The 16,188-nt window shown below is 61.2% G+C and carries 11 protein-coding genes; 4 read left to right on the top strand and 7 right to left on the bottom strand.

Going from position 1 to position 16,188, the window contains the following annotated elements:
* The first annotated feature begins 132 nt into the window (after positions 1 to 132).
* Positions 133 to 2,286 carry a S46 family peptidase gene (locus ACQ4WZ_RS18180; protein ID WP_101483055.1) on the top strand — a complete coding sequence of 718 codons (2,154 nt, stop codon included), beginning with the start codon at positions 133 to 135 and terminating at the stop codon, positions 2,284 to 2,286.
* Positions 2,287 to 2,355: 69 nt separating this feature from the next.
* Here the strand turns inward: ACQ4WZ_RS18180 and ACQ4WZ_RS18185 are convergent, their stop codons facing one another.
* Complete coding sequence (locus ACQ4WZ_RS18185) at positions 2,356 to 2,922, bottom strand: hypothetical protein (RefSeq protein ID WP_101483056.1); 567 nt, start codon at positions 2,920 to 2,922, stop codon at positions 2,356 to 2,358.
* A gap of 150 nt (positions 2,923 to 3,072) precedes the next feature.
* Between ACQ4WZ_RS18185 and ACQ4WZ_RS18190 the strand changes: the two genes are divergently transcribed.
* Positions 3,073 to 4,761: a M14 family zinc carboxypeptidase gene (locus ACQ4WZ_RS18190; protein ID WP_436574147.1), complete on the top strand. Its 1,689-nt coding sequence runs from the start codon at positions 3,073 to 3,075 to the stop codon at positions 4,759 to 4,761.
* Between the two features lie 90 nt (positions 4,762 to 4,851).
* Positions 4,852 to 7,002, top strand: coding sequence for an FUSC family protein (locus tag ACQ4WZ_RS18195; protein ID WP_436574148.1), 2,151 nt, complete (start codon positions 4,852 to 4,854; stop codon positions 7,000 to 7,002).
* An 8-nt stretch (positions 7,003 to 7,010) separates the two neighbouring features.
* On the opposite strand, the gene ACQ4WZ_RS18200 is transcribed toward ACQ4WZ_RS18195, so the two are convergent.
* The 4 genes from ACQ4WZ_RS18200 to ACQ4WZ_RS18215 form a co-directional block, all read right to left on the bottom strand.
* Complete coding sequence (locus ACQ4WZ_RS18200) at positions 7,011 to 8,960, bottom strand: S9 family peptidase (RefSeq protein WP_436574149.1); 1,950 nt, start codon at positions 8,958 to 8,960, stop codon at positions 7,011 to 7,013.
* A gap of 67 nt (positions 8,961 to 9,027) precedes the next feature.
* Positions 9,028 to 10,500, bottom strand: a complete 1,473-nt coding sequence (locus ACQ4WZ_RS18205) for an amino acid permease (RefSeq protein WP_101483059.1) — start codon at positions 10,498 to 10,500, stop codon at positions 9,028 to 9,030.
* A gap of 418 nt (positions 10,501 to 10,918) precedes the next feature.
* Complete coding sequence (locus tag ACQ4WZ_RS18210) at positions 10,919 to 12,349, bottom strand: amino acid permease (RefSeq protein WP_101483060.1); 1,431 nt, start codon at positions 12,347 to 12,349, stop codon at positions 10,919 to 10,921.
* Positions 12,350 to 12,464: 115 nt separating this feature from the next.
* Complete coding sequence (locus tag ACQ4WZ_RS18215) at positions 12,465 to 12,923, bottom strand: RidA family protein (RefSeq protein WP_101483061.1); 459 nt, start codon at positions 12,921 to 12,923, stop codon at positions 12,465 to 12,467.
* Here ACQ4WZ_RS18215 and ACQ4WZ_RS18220 point away from each other — a divergent pair.
* Complete coding sequence (locus tag ACQ4WZ_RS18220) at positions 12,922 to 13,086, top strand: hypothetical protein (RefSeq protein WP_166674679.1); 165 nt, start codon at positions 12,922 to 12,924, stop codon at positions 13,084 to 13,086. The genes ACQ4WZ_RS18215 and ACQ4WZ_RS18220 overlap by 2 nt on opposite strands.
* A gap of 66 nt (positions 13,087 to 13,152) precedes the next feature.
* On the opposite strand, the gene ACQ4WZ_RS18225 is transcribed toward ACQ4WZ_RS18220, so the two are convergent.
* Positions 13,153 to 14,772: an ATP-binding cassette domain-containing protein gene (locus ACQ4WZ_RS18225; RefSeq protein WP_436574150.1), complete on the bottom strand. Its 1,620-nt coding sequence runs from the start codon at positions 14,770 to 14,772 to the stop codon at positions 13,153 to 13,155.
* 166 nt (positions 14,773 to 14,938) lie between these two features.
* A complete protein-coding gene (locus ACQ4WZ_RS18230) occupies positions 14,939 to 16,051 on the bottom strand; it encodes an NADH:flavin oxidoreductase/NADH oxidase (RefSeq protein ID WP_101483063.1) in 1,113 nt (370 codons plus the stop codon).
* Positions 16,052 to 16,188 lie beyond the last annotated feature (137 nt).

Consider the following 16,188-nt stretch of genomic DNA (forward strand, 5'->3'; position numbering starts at 1 on the left):
GCAAGCGTGCCACCCGGAAAATGTGATTGACTAGTGCGAGTTCGATACGGATACTCTAGGTCGCCCGCTGAGAAAAGACACTGGGTACACGTTGGTTCCGACTTCCCTCCATGTAAAAAGACTAGAACTCGAATGAAAAAATCTTTAATCGCGCTCGCCATCCTGAGCAATTTCGCACACGCCGACGAAGGCATGTGGATGCCCCAACAGCTGCCACAAGTAGCCAAGGAACTGAAAGCAGCCGGACTGAAACTCGATCCGGCCACCCTGACCAAACTGACCGAGTTCCCGATGGGCGCCATCGTCAGCCTGGGCGGTTGTTCGGCCTCGTTCGTCTCGCCACAAGGCCTGGTTGCCACCAACCACCATTGCGTCTACAACAGCGTGGCGGTCAATTCGACCAAAGAGCGCGATTTGCTGGCCAATGGTTTCCTGGCCAAGACCTTCGCTGAAGAATTGCCGGCCGCCCCGGGCAGCCGCATCTTCGTCACCTCGGCCGTGACGAATGTCAGCGACAAGATCATCACCGCCGATGTTGCCAAGCTGCAGGGCAAGGCGCGCATCGACGCGATCGAGAAAAACCAGAAGAAACTGGTCGCCGAATGCGAAAAAGAAGCGGGTTTCCGCTGCACAGTGTCGAGCTACTACGGCGGCCTGGAGTTCTACCTGATCAAGCAACTGGAAATTCGCGACGTACGCCTCGTGCACGCGCCACCAGCGGGCGTGGGCAAGTTCGGTGGCGACACCGACAACTGGATGTGGCCGCGCCACACTGGCGACTACGGTTTCTACCGCGCCTACGTCAGCCGCGACGGCAAGGCTGCTGACTTCAGCAAGGACAACGTGCCATACCAGCCAAAACACGTGCTGAAACTGGCCAAGGATGGCTTGAAAGAGGGCGATTTCGTCATGGCGCTGGGCTACCCTGGCCGCACCAACCGCCACCGCCTGCCATCGGAAGTGGCGTTCACGTTTGACTGGAACTACCCGGCCTTCGTCAAGGCATCGGGCGAAACCCTGGCCATCATCGCGCGCGAAACCAAGGACAACAAAGATGTTGCCCTGAAATACGCGGGTCAGGTCGCTGGCGTGAACAATTACTACAAGAACCGCCAAGGCATGCTCGACTCGTACGCGGGCAGCGACTTCCTGGCGCGCAAGACGACGGAACACGAAGCCCTGAAAACCTGGGTCAACGCCAATCCTGCGCGCAAGGCTGAATTTGCCGGCGACATCGAGCAAGTGGAAAAGCTGATCGCCGAGCGCGATGCCGATACCAAGCGCGACTTCTTCCTCAGCTACGCACAGCCACGCCTGCTCAACACGGCACGCAGCCTGTACCGCCTGTCCAACGAAGGCACCAAGGCCGATACGGAACGCAAGTCCGGCTACCAGACGCGCGACTTGCCACGCCTGGAAGCGGGTATTACCTCGGTCGAGCGCACCTACGATGAAAAAGTCGACAAGGCGCTGGTACTGAACAGCCTGACCAAGTACGCCGCGCAACCGGCCGCACAACGCCGCGCCAGCTTCGACGCCGCCATCGGCATCAAGGACGGCATGTCGCCGGCCGACCTGTCCGCCGCCCTGGACAAACTGTATGCCGGCAGCAAGCTGGGCGACAAGGCCGAGCGTGCAGCATGGCTGAAACGCACGCCAGCCGAATTCCAGGCCAGCAAGGACAGCTTCATCCAGGCAGCCGTCGCCATGTACCCTGATTCGCTGAAAAACGAAGCGGAAGACGAAGAACTGGCCGGCAAGATCCAGCAAGCCTACGCCAACTACATGAAAGCAAAAATTGCCTTCATGAAGAGCAAGGGCCAAGCCGTCTATCCTGACGCCAACAGCACCCTGCGCGTGACGTTCGGCAAAGTTGCCGGCCGTGACCATGGCGCCGATGGCACCACCTGGACCGCCTTCACCACCGTCAATGGCGTCGTTGCCAAAGCCACGGGCCAGGGCGAGTTCAATGCACCAGCAAATCAACTGGCCGCGATCAAAGCCAAGGACTTCGGTAAATTCGTCGATCCTAAACTGAAAACCGTGCCGGTCGACTACCTGGCCACCCTGGACATTACCGGCGGCAACTCCGGTTCGGCTGCCCTGAACGCGAAAGGCGAATTCATCGGCCTGGCATTCGATGGCACCTTGGACTCGATCATTTCCGATTGGGATTACAACAAGGCCAACACCCGTTCGATCCAGGTCGACCTGCGCTACATGCTGTGGAACATGAAACACATCGACCACGCAGACAACCTGCTGAAAGAAATGGGCGCTGAATAACAAAAAGCAATAACCCGGTAACGGGCGCTTGTCAGCTGAGCCACTCCTGCGGGAGTGGCTTTTTTTCGCCTAACGCTTTATTTTGGCGAAGCGGTAAGGCACGGCTTGCTCCGCGCCAAACACTTGCGCACGACCGCTTCGCAGCGGCAACATGACCCTCCGGCCATCTTCGCGCAGCAAGGCCAGGTCGGCGCCGGGAAAACGTTGCGCCAACAAAGGATAGGCTGGCCTCGCTATGGTCGCGGCGGGAATCACGATGCGATAATCGGCCTCGCCAAAGTCCAGCAGCAGCGCGGGAGCCTCAGGTCCCGGCAGCGCAGTGATGCGCAAGCGCGTGCGTCCCTTGACCAGCTCGAAGGCTGACCACGGTAGCAAGAGATGCCGCGTGGCCCCGATCTGCAACTGCGGCGCCCGGCCTGCATCCGCCGAAGCCAGCAGGACATCGGGCCGCGCCTCCGACGCTGCCCCATCGACGGCCAGCAGCCAGCCCCGGTAACGTATCAGCGCGCCCTGCGCGGTGGCCGTGACGGAGCCGCCCTGCACCACGGGTTCCTTGCCCGCCGGCAAGCGCAATGGCGCTGCCTGTGCCGCCATGCTAGCCCACCACACCAGCGCCGCCATCGCCGTCTTGCCCATGCAGCCTCCCCTTGCGCGTGAAACGTATTCATAACACAAGTGCGGCACTCGCCCGCTGTTGCGCATCAAGGCAGAAGCGCCGGTGCTACAATTGGCCCCTAGCGGGCGTACTTACCCAGCGCGCCTTCCCCCTCCCAGACTCAGACCGCTATGCCACCAGACTTGCGCACGACCTACGAACTCGGTAACCACAACCAGACCACGACCTGGCTGGAATGCATTACTTTCTACAAAGATCTCGCCGCACGCTATCCGCAGGTGCTGCACTTCGAACAGATCGGCCTGTCCGACTCGGGCGTGCCTATCCACGCTGGCGTCGTCAGCGCGGACGGCGTGTTTGACCGCGAGCAAATCAAGCGTGCTGGCCGCACCGTCTTTTTCAACAACAACGGCATCCATCCGGGCGAACCGGAAGGCATCGATGCCTGCATGGCCATCGTGCGCGACCTGTGCACGCAACCCGAACGCCTGGCTGCGCTGGGCACGACCGTGCTGTTGTTTATTCCGATCTACAACGTCGATGGCAGCCTGAACCGCGCCAATACGTCGCGCGTGAACCAGGATGGCCCGGAGCAATTCGGTTTCCGCGGCAATAGCCGCCACCTGGACTTGAACCGCGATTTCATCAAGTGCGACAGCCTGAACGCGCAAGTGTTCAACCGCTTGCTGGCCAGCTGGGACCCGGACGTGATGGTCGACACGCATACATCGAACGGCGCCGACTACCCGTACACGATGACCCTGATCCATACGCAGACGGATAAACTTGGCAATGGCCTGGGTCCCTTCCTGCAAGACACCATGCTGCCGCACATCTTTGCCCAGATGGAACAGGCGGGCTGGCCCACCTGCCCGTATGTCAATCCCGTCAAGGATAGCCCCGACCACGGCATCGCCGAATTCCTCGAAGTGCCCCGTTTCTCGACCGGTTTTGCCGCGCTGCATCACGTGATCGGCTTCATGCCGGAAACGCATATGCTGAAACCATTTGCCGACCGCTACGCTTCCATGCGCGCCCTGCTCGACATCACCATGGCGTTCACGGTGGAACATGGCGAGAAAATCCGCCAGCTGCGCGCGCAAGCCAAGGCAGCAGGCCGCACGCAGGCAGAATGGCCGATCCACTGGGCCATGAACGAAGAACAACCGTCTACCTTCCCCTTCAAGGGCTACGCGGCGCAATACACGCCGAGTATCCTGGGCGACTACCAGCGCCTGTCCTACGACCGTTCGCAGCCGTGGGAACGCGATATCAAGTACTACAACCGCTTCGATGCAGACGTCACCGTGGCCGCGCCGAAAGCCTATGTCGTGCCGCAAGCCTGGCGCGAAGTCATCGAGCGCCTGCGCTGGAACGGTGTGGAAATGAGCCGCATCACCGCCGAACAGACGCTAACGGCACGCTATTACCACATCACCAACGTCGGCACGCGTGCCACCGCCTACGAAGGCCATATGTTCCACGATACGGTGGAAGTGGAAGCGCGCACGGGAAAATTCACCCTGCAGGCGGGCGACTACGTCATCAGCCTGGAGCAGGACAACGCCCGTTACGCCGTGGAAACACTGGAACCGCAGGCACACGACAGCTTCTTCCGCTGGGGCTTCTTCAACAGCGTACTGGAGAAGAAAGAGGCGTTTTCCGATTACGTATTTGAAGACATGGCCTCCGAACTGCTGCGCGACGAACCGGCGCTGGCCACCAAGTTTGCCGAGTGGAAAGCAGCCAACCCGGCCCTGCTGAGCAACCAGGAAGCCGTACTCGATTTCATCTTTGAGCACTGCCAGCGCTTTGCCGAACCTGAATGGCGGCGCTACCCCGTCATTGCCCTGATGTAAATCAAGGCTGCAGCAACTGCAACATCCTGGCGCCGCATCGGAGATCCCGGTGCGGCGCCTCTTTCTGTGCCCTGCCCACAAGGTAATCCCATGCACTACGCACTGAACCTGCGCACCTTCATTTACAGCCATTATTTTTACCTGGGCTTGCGCGTGGCCATCGGCCTGGTCGGCCTGACCCTGCTGACCCTGGAAATCAGCGACAGCACCACTGCCATGACGGTGTGCATCGGCGCCCTGTGCACGACCCTGATGGACATGCCCAGCCCCCTGCGCCACAAGTTCAACGAAATGCTGGCTTCCGTGCTGCTGTGCAGCGCCGTCACCTTATTAATCAGCCTGTGCGGGCCCGTGCAGTGGCTGTTGATGACGGTACTCGTGCTGGTGAGTTTTCTCGCCAGCATGATGGTGGTGTACGGCAAGAAATCCATGCCCTTGCAGCTTGCCGCCCTGTTCATCATGACCATGTCGATGGAGCACCAGATGACGTGGCAGCAATCATTTCACCATGCGGGCCTGTTCATGCTGGGTGGCCTCATCTATCTGGCCTATGCCATGGCTATCGCCTGGGTCTTGCGCCACCGCATCAAGCAGCAAGTGCTGGCCGAAGCCCTGTTCGAGTTAGCCGCCTACATCGACATCAAGGCCGATTTCTACGACACGCGTTTCAATTTGACGGAGCAATTCAACAAGCTTGTGCGCCACCAAAGCATTTTGGCCGACCGCCAGCAAGCGTCGCGCGATTTGATCTTGCGCAGCCACAAGAACAGCAAGGATGCCATCGTCGTGCAGGTGCACGTGTGCATGCTCGATTTATACGAGCTGATTCTTTCCACGCACACGGATTACGCGCTGCTGCGCCAGCACCTGGCCGACTCCGACGTGCTCAAATCCTTGCACGATCTCGCTTACAAGGCGGCGCGCGACATCGAAGCCGTGGCCTACGCCGTCACGCGCAAGCGCGCCTCATATGCGCACATCAGCTACGACAAGGAATGGTTTGATATCGAAGCAGAAATTGCCCGCTTGCACGCAAAAGGCGACGGTGCGCAGGAAGCGCTGGCCACCTTGCGCGCACAGCGCAACAAGATCCGTGCGATTCTGAAGATGATAGTCGAACTGCATCTGGCCACGCAAAAAGTCTATGCCGACGTGCCGTTCTGGAGCGGTGCGGACATGGCGCCCTTCTTGTCGCAGCAAAAATATGAACTGAAGACCCTGCTGTCAAATCTGCGCCTCGATTCGCCCGTGTTCCGCTTCGCCCTGCGCGTATCGATGGCCATTTCGGTCGGATTGCTGATTGGCCACTGGCTGCCGTACGCGGCGCACAGCTACTGGATCGTGCTAACCATCGTCATCATCCTGCGCCCCACGTTCAGCATGACGCGCCAGCGCCGCGCCGACCGCATCATCGGCACCATCATCGGCTGCGTCATCACGGCCATCGTGATCCGCTTCGTGCACAGCAATATCGTGCTGATGGCCATTTTATTTCTCTCCATCGTGGCCACGCCCACCTTCATCTATCTGCGCTACCGCTACACGGCCATCGCTGTCAGCCTGATGATCTTGCTGCAAATGCACCTGGTGGCGCCCAGCAACCCCAACCTGGTCAGCGAACGCCTGATCGATACCCTGATCGGCGCGGCGGTGGCCACCGTGTTCAGCTTTGTGCTGGCCAACTGGGAATACCAGAGCCTGCCACGCCTGGTGCGCCAGGTGCTGAATGTGAACTTGAGCTATATGCAGGCCAGCTTCGCACTGCTGCAGGGAAAATGTTTCGATGATTTCGCCTACCGCATCGAGCGCAAGCGTTTGATGGATAGCTTGGCCGCGCTCAGCTCGGCACTGGTGCGCATGCTCGATGAACCGGCCAGCAAGCAGCGGGCCGTGGAAGACATCAACCTGTTCATCGTGCAAAATTATTTACTGGTCGCCCACGTGGCGGCACTGCGCTCGATCTTGGGACGCCACGCCAGCCAGCTGCCTGTCGCACCCGTCAACGCCTTGCTCAGCCACAGCCATACGCAAGTGTGTTTGACCCTGTCGCGCGCGCTGGAGCAGCTCGACAACAAGGCCACCATCAGCGCGCCGCTGGCCACCCCTGCCGCACCGCCCGTCAGCGACGTGGCCTGGTCAGGCTGGCCACTGGTGCAGCGCCGCATCCGGTTGTTGCAGGCAGATGCGGACAAGATCGTAATACATAGCGCGGCGATCGTGCACATTGTCTCACCGCGCTAAGCTGCCATTTACTTCAGATACTGCTCGAACCAGCCGATGGTGCGCTTCTGCAAGTCGCGCTGGTGCTCGGGCTTGCGGAAGGAATGGCCTTCGCCGTCGTAGATGAACAGGCTGGACGGCACGCCCATGGCGCGCAAACCGTGCCAGAATTCCAGCGACTGGGCGGCCGGTGTTTCCACATCGCGTTCGCCTACATAGATGAGGGTCGGCGTCTTGGCCGCCTTGATCGATTCGATGGGCGAGGCACGGCGGTAGACTTCGGGCTTGTCATATGCGGAGGCGCCAAAGAAAGGGATCATCCACTGATTGATGCCGTTCTGGCCGTAATAACTGATCCAGTTCGACACACCCGCACCCGCCACGGCCGCCTTGAAGCGGTCGCTGTGCGTGACGCCCCACATGGTCATGAAGCCGCCATACGAATGGCCAATCAGGCCCAGGCGTTGGCCGTCGACGGGCGCCACTTTTTCCACCGCGTCGATGCCGGCCAGGATGTCGCGCCAGTCGCCGCCGCCAAAGTCCGCCATGTTGGCCCGCGTAAATGCCTGTCCCTGGCCAAAGCTGCCGCGCGGATTGGGCAGGAAGACGAAATAGCCTTTTTGCGTCAATTCGCGGATCAGGCTGCTCGCCGCCACATAGCGGGGCGAGGCGGCCGCGCCCGGGCCGCCATGCACGTTGACGATCATCGGGTAGCGCTTGCCCGCCTCCACCGTCATCGGCCCCAGCAACCAGCCCTGCACCTTGTATTGCTCATTGTTCCAGCCCACGTTCTGCACCGTCAGCTGCGGCGCAAAGCCGTCATTGTCGCGCGTGATTTTTTTCAGCTGGCCCACCGGTCCCGCCACCAGATAGCTGGCGTGCGTAAAATCTTCCTGCGCGGCAGCGGCTTGCCGGCCATCGGCGCTGAACGACAGACGGCCATCGCTGCCGCTGCTGCTGATCTCACCAAGCATCACCGGCTGGGCCGGACCGGTTTGCGCGTCGACAGGCACCAGCGACAGTTGCGAGTCGATCAGCGCGGTCGCCAGCAAGCCGGCACCGCGCCAGACGACGCCATTGAAGGTGCCGCGATAATCTTGTGTCAGATTGCGCGGCGTGCCGCCGGCCAGCGGTACGGTGTAAATATCACCGCCGATGGAGCCGAAATCGCTCATCAGGCCACCGATGAAGACCACCGTCTTGCCGTCCGGCGAGACAGACGGCAAGTTCAGCTGCATGGCAGGTGATGCGATCACGCGCAGGGCGCCCGTGACCGCATCGATATGGCTGAGCTTGGCGACCCACCAGTTGCTGTCGCCATTGCCTTGCGCGCTGGTAGCGACAAAGCCGCGGCCATCAGGCGTCCAGCTGTATTCATACACATAGGTATCGCTTGGTGACAGCAAACGCGGCTCGCCGCCGCTGACTGGCACGACGGCGATGCGCTGGGCATCGTCTTCGCTGCCCACTTCTCCCACCTGGCGCGCACCCGCCTCCACGGCGCCGGCCAGCTTGCGCGCTCCCACTGTCGCGAGCACGGCCAGTTGCTTGCCGTCCGGCGACCAGCGCGCCGTACTGGCCACACCCTTGATACTGGTCAACAAGCGCACTTGCGCCTGTGACATCGTGGCCAGGTACAGCTGCGCCATGCCCGCCTTGGCGTCGTAACCGACAAAGGCCAGCTGCCTACCATCGGGCGACCAGCTGGGCTTGTCGTAGGAACACATGGCACACGGATCGAATTGCTGCACGATGGCGCCGTTGGCGGCGTCGCGCACGACGATGGCAGCATGCGGACGCTCCGGCTGTTCGTCCGCCTTGCTCGATTCGATGGCGGCAAGGCGCTGGCCATTGGCCGACAAGGCGACGGCGCGGTAATCGCGCAGCACCGCGCCGCTGGCAGGAGCGGCCTGCGCCATGGTTCCCATAAGACTGCCTGCCAACAAGCCGCAAGCGGCCAGATCAGTTATTTTCATCATGTAAATTCCGGTTAAGAATAAAAAAAACCGCCGGCAAGCGCGGCGGTTTTGGATGGAGCAGGCTGCATTAGCGGGCCTTCTTGCCCAGGTGCGAATGCCGCATGCTGTACAAGAAATAGATGGCCACAGTCACCGCCATCCACACGCTGAACACGATAAACGTCGTATGCGGCAAATCGCGCATGATGTACAGGCAAGCCAATATGCTCAGGCCAGGAATCACATACGGCCCGAATGGCACGCTGAAGCCTTCGATGCGGTTGGCGCCCTGCTTGTGGCGCAGCACGGGCACGGCAACCGAGACCACCATGAAGGCTGTCAGGGTCCCGATGCTGACCATGTCCCACAAATAAGTCGCATCGACGGAACCGGCCACCAAGGCCACCACCAGGCAGACGATGATGGTATTGCTGACCGGCACCAGGGTGCGCGGGTGGATCTTCTGGAACGACTTCGGGATCAGGCCGTCGCGGCTGACGGCAAACAGGATGCGCGTCTGGCCGTAGATCGTCACCAGGGTCACGCTGAAGACGGAAATGACGGCACCGGCCGACAGCACCAGCGCGGGCCAGGTCTTGCCCGTGACGTTTTGCAGGATCACCGCCAGGCCCGCTTCCTGGCCTTCGAACAATTTCGCCTGTTGCGCGCCCAGAGCGGCCACGGCCACCAGCAGGTAAAACACGGTGACGATGAGCAGGGCGCCGAGGATGCCGCGTGGCACATTGCGCGTAGGATTTTTCACTTCGTCACCCGCCGTCGCCACCGTATCGAGACCGATGAAGGAGAAGAACACGGTGCCGGCTGCGGCTGTGACACCCGTCATGCCGGCAAAGCCCTTGCTGTTGTCGGTATTGAAGAAGGGGAAGAAATTGTCGGCATTAAAACCGGAAAACGCGATGATGATGAAAAACACCAGGATCGCCAGCTTGATGATGACCATGATGGCGTTCATCAGGGCCGATTCCTTGGCGCCGCGCAGCAGCAAAAAGCCGCACATGCAGATCAAGAAGATCGGCGGCAGGTTGATGTGGCCGGCATGAAACTCCATGCCATGTGGGCCGGAAACGATCATCGGCGTGCGCAGCATCTCGGGGATGTGCCAGCCGAAGGCATTTTCCAGGAAGTTGTTCAGGTAGGACGACCAGCCGATGGCCACGGCACTGCCCGCCAAGCCGTATTCAAGCAGCAAGCAGGCGGCCATAATGAAGGCAAGAAACTCGCCCACGGTGGCGTAGGCAAACGAATACGAAGAGCCGGAAGCGGGAATGCGGAATGACAATTCCGCATAGCACAGGGCCGTCAGGCCGGCCGTGATGGCGGCGATCAGGAAAGACAGGACGACCGATGGGCCCGCCTTGGGCACGGCTTCGACCATGGTAAAGAAAATGCCCGTGCCGATGGTGGCGCCGACGCCGATCATGGTGAGGGAAAACAGGCCGATGGACCGGCTCAAGCCACTGCTGCTGAGGCCTTCACCATATTCGACCGTGGTATCGATCGGCTTGGTGCGGCAAAGTTTCTGGACCAGGGTTTGGCTCACTAGCATTCCTTTATGAGGCATGCACTTGAACACCTGCCAAAACCTACTGCGCGTCGCGATTCGCGGCCTGCGATGCTCACTGTGCATTCGCACAGCTGCGCTTCTTAGCCACAACTCACTTCCGCTCGCTACGGTTTTGTCAGGTGTTGTTAGGAACATGACGGGTAAAAACAAGAGAAAACGGCGCCCCGGCCCTACCTGGCAAAAAACCGGAAAGATCGCGTCCATTTTCAAAACTAAGCGATTATAGGGCTTTCATCGGCTCAGCTAAACAGAACTTTGATGCAAGGAAACAACGCCAGGCGTGCGCCGGCAAACCCGCCAGCGTGCTGGCGAAGAAGAAATTGCTTTTATGAAAGAAAAAGCGCGCCGCTGCAGGGGCAGTGGCGCGCTTCTGGCTCAGCTCAACTACGCTGGTTTACTTCTTGACGTGTGGCGCATCGGCCGCCGGCCAGCCTGCCTCGTAGCCTTGCGGCACGTCATCGCGGCGCTCTTTCGGCGCCAGGCCCAGCACGTAGTACAGCACCGTCAGCAGGATCAGCCAGGCTGGTCCCACCATCAGGGCGATGCGCGTATCGGGGAAATACGCCATCAGGCCGATCACCAGCGCCAGGAACGCCAGCGAAATCCAGGAACCGTACGGCGCGAACGGCATGCGGAAGGCCAGGTTCTTGATTTCCAACGGCGTCAGGGTCTTGCGGAACTGGATCTGCGTGACCAGGATCACGCCCCAGGTCCAGACGGCGCCAAAGGTGGAAATCGACGTGACCCAGATAAACACTTTTTCCGGCACCAGATAGTTCAGCAGCACGCCCAGCAGCAGGGCAAACACGGACACCAGAATGGCGCGGCGTGGCACGCCGTTGGCCGTGGTTTCCGCAAACGCCTTTGGCGCCTGGCCTTGCAACGCCAGGTTGTACAGCATGCGGCCCGTGCTAAAGATGCCACCATTGCACGACGACAGGGCTGCCGTCAGCACGACGAAGTTGATAATGCCGGCCGCCGTCTTGATGCCCAGGCGTTCAAACGTCATCACGAAGGGGCTGCCGGTGGTGCCGATTTCATTCCATGGGTAAATCGACAGGATGACGAACAGCGCGCCGACATAGAAAATCAGGATGCGCCAGAACACGGAATTGATGGCGTCGGGAATCGATTTCTTCGGGTTTGCCGCTTCGCCAGCCGTCAGGCCGATCATTTCCACGCCCAGATAGGCAAACATCACCATCTGCAGCGACATCAGCACGCCCTGCGCGCCGTTCGGGAAGAAGCCGCCATGCGTCCACAGGTTCGAGATGCCGATGGCCACGCCGTCGTTGCCGAGACCGAAGATGATCATGCCAGTGCCGCCGATAATCATCAGGATGATGGTGACCACCTTGATCAGGGCGAACCAGAATTCGAACTCGCCGTAGGCTTTCACGGCCAGCAGGTTGATCGCGCCCATGGAACCGAGGGCCGCCAGGGCCCAGATCCAGCGCGGCACGTCGGGGAACCAGATGCCCATGTAGATGGCGACGGCGGTAATTTCCGCCACGCACGTGACCAGCCACAGGAACCAGTAGTTCCAGCCCGTCAGATAGCCTTGCAGGGGGCCCAGGTAATCCTGGGCATAGCGGCTGAAGGAGCCGGCCACCGGATTGTGCACGGCCATTTCACCCAGGGCGCGCATGATCATGAAGATGACCGCGCCACCGATGATATACGACAGCATGATGCCGGGACCGGCCATCTTGATGGCGTTGCCGGAACCCAAAAAGAGGCCCACGCCAATCGCGGCGCCCAGCGCCATCAGGCGGATCTGCCGCTCGCCCAGGCCGCGGTGCAAGCCTTGTTCACTCGTTTTCATTACGTGTCTCCGTTTTTTCTTGAATACACCGATCCCTCCACCCCAATGGCGGTTCCGCTCTTGCTGGACAGGAGGAAACGGCGAGCCGGCGGCAAGCGCCGGCATGCTCAGATGATCAGGCCAGTTCGGCGATCAGCTCGATCTCGACGCAAGCACCCAGCGGGATTTGCGCCACGCCGAAGGCGGAGCGGGCATGCTTGCCGCTGTCGCCGAAGACTTCGACGAACAGTTCCGAGGCGCCATTGGTCACCAGGTGCTGTTCCGTGAATTCGGAAGTGGAATTGACCAGGCTCATGACCTTGACGATGCGTTTAACTTTGTTCAAGTCGCCGCCGCACGCGTCTTGCAGGGTGGCAATCAGTTCGATGGCGATACCGCGCGCAGCGATCTTGCCTTCTTCCGTGGTGACGTTCTTGCCCAGTTGACCAACCCATACCTTGCCATCCTTCTTGGCCAAGTGGCCGGACAGGAAGACCGTGTTGCCCGTGCGGGCATGCATTACGTAAGCGGCAGCTGGTGCGGCAACGACTGGCAATTCGATGTCGAGGGCCTTGAGTTTTTCGTAAAACGACATGCTATTTCTCCAAGAAAACAATATAAACGAAACCGAAATTCATCAACAGCAGGAACAGGATGATGGCGGGATGACGGCGCCCTGGCAGCGCGGCAGTGACCGACAACAGCGCCAGATTAAACGTCATCATATTGGTGAACCGGCAGTTTTAGTTCACAAATAGGCCCGGTTATTCAGTGGATTATACCGACAATCAAACAAAATTCAGCATTGGTTCATGAAGCATGCTCTACAGGCATCGAGCATGACTATTTTCACTTGATTGTCTTTTTTGTATTGTCAAGCCCTCTGGGTCAAGCATCAGGCCATCCAGAAATGCGCGGTCGTGCGATACCACAAGTAGCGCCCCCTGATATTGCAGCAGCATCTGCTCCAGCGCCTGCAGGCTGGCCAGGTCCAGATGATTGTCGGGCTCGTCGAGCAGCAGCAATTGCGGCGGTGCCTGTGCATACAGTTCGGCCGCCAGCGCCACCTTCATGCGCTCGCCCCCGCTGAGAAAACGGCTGGGCATGGTGGCGCGCTCACCGGCAATGCCCAACAGCGCCAGCCGCGTGCGCAAGGCGCCTTCCGCCAAGGTGCTATTGCGTGCCTGCAAGCGTTGCACGGCGCTCAAGTCGCCGTCTTGCAGTCCAGCATGCTGGTCCAGCCAGGCCACCTGCGCATGGCAGCGCAGCTCGCCGCTGGCCGGCGCCAGTTGCCCGGCGATCACGCGCAGCAAGGTCGACTTGCCGCTGCCATTATTTCCTGTGACGGCCAGGCGGCGCGGGCCACTCACTACCAGGTTCAAGGGCTGCGCCTGGCCATGCGGCAAGACCACGTCGCGTAATTCCAGGATCAGCTTGCCGTTCGGCACGGCGCTATCGGGCGCCAGCAGCAGCCGCTCGGCCTCGGGTGCACAGCGGGCGCTGGCGTCCATCACCCTTTGCTGGCGCACCTGCTGCGCCTCTTGCGCGCGCAGGCGCAACTTGCCCTGGCTATCCTGGCTTTTCTCCTTTTTCGCATCGAGCAAGAGCTTGCTTTGATTGCCTTCGCGTCCGTCCCGTTCGCCGCGCATCACCCTTTTCTGCTGGCGTTCTGCTTGCTGCTGCGCCTCGCGCTGTTCGCGTCTGGCGCCCGCCTTTTCCGCCTGCAGGGCAGCGGCGTAGCCTGCCTGCTCCAGCGCGCGCTGCTGCGCATACAGCTGATAATTGCCGCCATAGCTGCGCAGGCCCTGCGGCGACAACTCGGCGATTGCATCGACGTGCTGCAACAAGGCGCGGTCATGGCTGATCAGCAGCAAGCCGCCCGGCCAGCGCGCCATCTGTGCCACCAGGCGGGCGCGCTGCTGCACATCGAGATGGTTGCTCGGCTCATCGAGCACCAGCCAATCCGCCTGCGACATCCAGGCACCTTGCAAGGCAATGCGCTGGCGTTCGCCGCCGCTGAGACTAGCCGAGCAGGTATCGGCATCGACATGGCATAAATCAAGTGCATCGAGCGCCTGGCGCAAACGGGCGTGGGCATCCCAGCGCTCGCCCACCAAGGTGTAGTCGGCCTCGTCAATGCTGCCCGCAGCGATGCGCGCCAGTGCCGCCAGCAACTCTGCCATGCCGGCGAGCGCCGCCACGGTGGGATAGTGCTGCGGGTCCAGTTCCTGCGCCACATAATGCAGGCGGCCATCACAGCGCACGGCGCCGCCCGATGGCAGCTCCTGGCCCGCCAGCAGGCGCGCCAGCACACTCTTGCCCACGCCGTTATCGCCGACGAGGCCGATACGTTGCGGGGCAAAGGACAATTGCAAATCGGAAAACAGCACCCGGCCATCAGGCAAGGCATGGGACAGACGGTCGAGTTGTAGGAATGCGGGCATGGATACTCCTGGTACGTGCAGACAGGGCTGGCGAACCCGCGCGGCGCAAGGCGTCGTGGCGGGAAGGGCGAGGCCGTGCAGAGCACGGCAGTATCAATGGCGCATGTCGAAGCGTCCTGGAGAAATGGAGAAGAAGCGCCAGTGTAGCAGAGCAGGGCCGTTAGCGTTAGCGCTGGCCCAGGGTCGTGTCGCCGAACAGGTTCTTGTACTCGCGCGGCTGCGAACGCCAGTACTGGGGCGGCGCCGACACTTGCGCGCCCAGTTGGGCCGCCGCATGCCAGGGCCAGCGCGGGTCGAACAGGATGGCGCGCGCCAGCGCCACCATGTCGGACTGGCCGTTGGCAATAATATCTTCCGCCTGCTGCGCCTCCGTGATCAAGCCCACGCTGATGGTGGGCAAACCGCTGTCGCGCTTGATGCGTTCGGCAAACGCCACCTGGTAGCCGGGTCCCACGGGAATCTGCTGCTGCGGCGAAATCCCGCCGCTGGAGACATGGATGAAATCGGCGCCCAGTTGCTTAAGTTCCTGCGCGAAACGCACGCTTTGTTCGATTTCCCAGCCGCCATCGACCCAGTCGGTGGCGGAAATGCGCACGCCCACGGCCACCGTGGCGGGCACGGCTGCGCGCACGGCTTCATAGACTTCCAGCGGAAAACGCATGCGGTTTTCCAGGCTGCCGCCATACGCATCGCTGCGGTGATTCGACAGGGGCGAGAGAAACTGGTGCAGCAAATAGCCGTGCGCCGCATGCAATTCGATGCCTTCGATACCGAGCGCATGCACGCGCTGGGCGGCCGCGACAAAGGCGCCCTTGATTTGCAGCAAACCCATCTCGTCCAGGGCGATCGGCACGGTTTCGCCGGGTGCGTGGGCGATGGCGGACGGCGCCACCGTCTGCCAGCCGCCCTCGGCCAGGTGCACGCAGGCGCCGCCCTGCCAGGGTGCGCGGCTCGACGCCTTGCGTCCCGCGTGACCCAGCTGCACCACCAATGGAATCGGTGCGTGGCGGCGGATCGCCTGCACCACCTTGTCCAGCGCCGCCTGGTTGGCGTCCGACCACAGCCCCAGGTCCTCGGCCGAGATGCGCCCCTCGGGCGAGACGGCCGTCGCTTCCGTCATCAGCAGCCCCGCGCCGGACAGGGCCAGGTGGCCCAGGTGGATCATATGCCAGTCGGTGGCGTTGCCATTCTCGGCCGAGTACTGGCACATGGGCGCGATGGCGATGCGGTTGGCCACGTGCAGCGGCCCCAGTGCATACGGCGTGAATAGCTGGCTCATGGCGGACTCCGGGAAAGGGGAAGCACCGATTCTACTGCGCTTTGGCGATCGGAGCCTTACACCTGCTTACGTTTGATACAGCGCACCGTCTAGCCTTGCGGCGAGGAGACCGTTAATCTGGACACATCAATAACACC

It is taken from the genome of Janthinobacterium darwini (assembly GCF_051380905.1).
GTDB lineage: Bacteria > Pseudomonadota > Gammaproteobacteria > Burkholderiales > Burkholderiaceae_D > Janthinobacterium.